Source organism: Methanobrevibacter sp., from assembly GCF_045120835.1.
GTDB lineage: Archaea > Methanobacteriota > Methanobacteria > Methanobacteriales > Methanobacteriaceae > Methanocatella.
Genome location: NZ_JBGVFE010000069.1, coordinates 1 through 3,297, shown reverse-complemented (window position 1 = coordinate 3,297; position 3,297 = coordinate 1). Strand labels below are relative to the sequence as shown.

General features: G+C 39.7%; 4 protein-coding genes. All 4 read right to left on the bottom strand.

Annotation, left to right across the window (positions count from 1 at the left end):
• Positions 1 to 912: choloylglycine hydrolase (bsh, locus tag ACJMLO_RS06575; protein ID WP_405295114.1), on the bottom strand; the 912-nt coding region annotated here is incomplete at its 3' end.
• A 9-nt stretch (positions 913 to 921) separates the two neighbouring features.
• Positions 922 to 2,331, bottom strand: a complete 1,410-nt coding sequence (locus tag ACJMLO_RS06570; protein WP_405295112.1) for a nicotinate phosphoribosyltransferase — start codon at positions 2,329 to 2,331, stop codon at positions 922 to 924.
• 115 nt (positions 2,332 to 2,446) lie between these two features.
• Entirely contained in the window at positions 2,447 to 2,992 is a 546-nt protein-coding gene (gene rbr, locus ACJMLO_RS06565; RefSeq protein ID WP_405295111.1) for a rubrerythrin, read from the bottom strand.
• A gap of 94 nt (positions 2,993 to 3,086) precedes the next feature.
• Positions 3,087 to 3,297: rubredoxin-like domain-containing protein (locus ACJMLO_RS06560; RefSeq protein WP_405295109.1), on the bottom strand; the 211-nt coding region annotated here is incomplete at its 5' end.

Genomic DNA, 3,297 nt, shown 5'->3' with positions numbered 1-3,297 from the left:
ATTCTCCTTATTCAAATCAACTGCAGTAATCTGTGAGTTGTTGTAAGTCCTGTAATATAGGACGCCCCTCTTGGTATTGTAGCAGGACGTATAGATTGTATACTCGTAGAGATTAGGATCTGAGATGAATGTGCAGCCGTTCTGCTGTTCGACAGAACCCAAAATATGGAAAAACTGGCTTACGCTGCTTGCTTCATCATTATCTGAATATGAGTTTGCACGTGTGAAAGCTACTTTGGCAAATCTTGAAGCGGAAGACAAGTCTCCCGGAAGGCCGATTGCACCCATTCCCCTGGAATATTCATCCAAATCAATTTCACCTCCGAAGGTATTTTCCGGATTTCTATTGGACAATGCCCTGTAATTGTTCAGGTAAAACAGTTGCTTGTCAAATGGAGGATTGTTGGTCAATACCCCAACGGGATTGTCATAGACTTTCAGGCCCTCAGCCAAAGGTTCAACTACAATCGCCTCATTTTCATCTGAAATCATCCAATGAAGTGGAGACAACGGCAATTCGTCTGCAAAATTGATGTCAACAAGGTTTATTTCGCCAAGTACTTCACGAGCTTCGCTTACACTGGCACAGGTTCCAAGAAGATATGGAATAAGTTCAAAAGGAGTGATGTTGATCATATCCTCTTCAAATTCCCTATATACTGCATTGCCTGCAAAGTTCAATCCGGCCATTGCCAGTCCCTTTTCATTGCATGCATCGTAGTATAACGGATATCCGTCAATTCCCGCAGCAATGCCGATTATTGCATAGTGTGTTTTTATCGCATCGATTTTCCTGAATTCAAATTCATAATTTCTCGGAGTAACGGTTACCCTTTCATTATATGAAATTTCATAATCAAAGTTACGTCCGAAATAATGATCATCTGTTATGTAATTGCTTGCTGTACACATATTATCACCTCATAAGAAATTTGAATAATTCAAAGCCCTTTGCTTGATGTCTGCAAAATTATCGTCAATCAACAATTCACCATTTCTAAATACTGTCTGAAGTAAATCATCACCATCAGCATCAATTGGAAGTGTTTTAAATGAATCGTTTTCTTTTATTAATTTAAATCTTCCTGTCTTTGACTTTTTACTTGAATCTAAAGGGTTTTTGAAAATATCATGCCACTCGCCATCACGCAGTTGCGCTGAACATTTAAATGCGTTCCTTTGGGTGTCACGGTTGACTGCAGTGTGCAGGCCTCCGCCCATACCGAAAATGATGTTTTCCGCTGCCCAACCGCCGGATTTCATGGCAAAAAGTATGTCACGTATTTTTTGATAATTCAAACCGTCACCCCACAGAAGACCGATATTAAGGTCAAATACCTTATATCCCTTATCGGTAAGGTGGCTTCCAAAGCCTTCAGCCAATAAGGTCAAACAGTCAATAGTAGTGGATACAGGCTCTCCGCTATCCGGTCTAAATACTATCTTATTGTTTTCAACATCCAAAAAGTTTAAAATGGCTTCGTTCAGCTCCCCGCCAGACTTGCCCGCTTCGGTTAAAAAGTTCCTGTAATTATAGGAATCAATAACAATTGACAAGATTCCCTCCTTTGCATTATCGATAACATTGAGAATCTGTTCCATTTCACCTTCAGGACCAAGTGACGTCATTACGCTGTGTTCTGTTGCCTGAACGGAAAATCCATATAAGTCTGAGTCGTTGTAGTAGTTTTCAGGTATTGTCAAAGCAGGTATTGTATCTGTTCCGGAAAAGCTGAGCAAGTGTGCTGAACCGGACAGCATTGAGGATTCGGTTGAAGTCGCTCCGCGATATCCGAAATCGTGCAGCATAAAGTCAAGATTATCCTTGCAGGAACCGGTTACGTCCAAATAGAAGTTGGCAAGTTTTCTTACTTCAGCTGAAAGTGTTGCAACGGTAGAGGGATACCAAACCTGCAATAGCAAGGATTCAAGGTAATTAGGCAACCAATAGGATTTGCTGTCGGTATTTTCAACTGTCATCAAAACATTGCTTACATCAACCGGAGTTCCTTCAGGAACCGCCCTGATTTCAACCGGCAGATAACCGTCATGCTCATCCAAAATATACTGCCAGCCATCATAATTAAAGATTCCTTCGCCGATATGGGCAGAAATCAGCCTGTCTGCCTCATCAATCCTTTCCGGGGTTACGACTTGACCTTCAAAATACTTTTTGATTATATATTGAAGTCCATAAAAGATAGTCTTGTTAAACTCAGCGCCTACCCTGCTTTCAAGGTATGAATAAATCTTTTCTGTTCCTTTCGGGTAGAAATAATGATGAGTTACCTTATAGCTATCTGTTAAAAGACAAATGTTGTTTTCTATCATAATACCCCTTGTCATATTATATGTGCATTTGACAGTGAAATATCTTTTTGTCAATCGAAAAAAAGTAACTGATAAATCTGGTGATATTGGTTAAAAAAGAAAAAAGAAAAAAGATCTAGATATAGCTAGTATCTTGTTTTCTGAAGTGTGCTTGTGGGTGATCGCATAACGGACAGACTTCAGGAGCGTCAGTTCCATAATGGATGTATCCACAATTGTTACATTTCCATGCAATCTCTTCGTCTTTTTTGAATACTTTTCCTGCTTTGATTTTATCAGACAATGCATTGTATCTGTCTTCGTGTGCCTTTTCGGTTGCACCTGCAGCATCAAACAATTCTGCAATATCATCAAAGCCTTCTTCACGTGCGGTTTCAGCGAATTCCTTATACATGGAAGTCCATTCTTCATGTTCGCCTGCTGCTGCATCTGCAAGGTTGGTTTCGGTGTCAGGCACTCCTCCACCGTTCAACAATTTGAACCAGATTTTTGCATGCTCTTTCTCATTGTCGGATGATTCCTGAAAAATTTCTTTAATTTCAACATAACCGTCCTTTTTAGCCTGAGAAGCATAGAATTCGTATTTTACACGTGCTTGGGATTCGCCAGCAAGTGCGGCTTTTAAATTTTCTTCGGTTTTACTTCCTTTTAAATCTGCCATGTTATCATCTCCGTATTAGAAATAGTGACCAAACTTATATATAAGGTTTTGGTAATGAGTCGGTGAATCAAAAAATTAAAAAAAAATAAAGAGCTTATTTGAAGTTGGTAGCTCTTTCTTCGAAATGTGCTTTTGGAAGTCCGCATACAGGACATTTTTCAGGTGCGTTAGGACCTGAGAAAACAAATCCACAGTTTTCACATTTCCATTCGATGTCTGCTTCCTTGTTGAATACTGCATCGTTTTCAACGTTTGCAAGCAGGGTTCTGTATCTTTCTTCGTGTTCTTTTTCGATTGCTCCTACT

Excerpts from the sequence above, each read along its gene's own strand:
- ACJMLO_RS06570 (WP_405295112.1), bottom strand. The coding sequence starts at position 2,331 with ATGATAGAAAACAACATTTGTCTTTTAACAGATAGCTATAAGGTAACT.
- rbr (WP_405295111.1), bottom strand. The coding sequence starts at position 2,992 with ATGGCAGATTTAAAAGGAAGTAAAACCGAAGAAAATTTAAAAGCCGCA.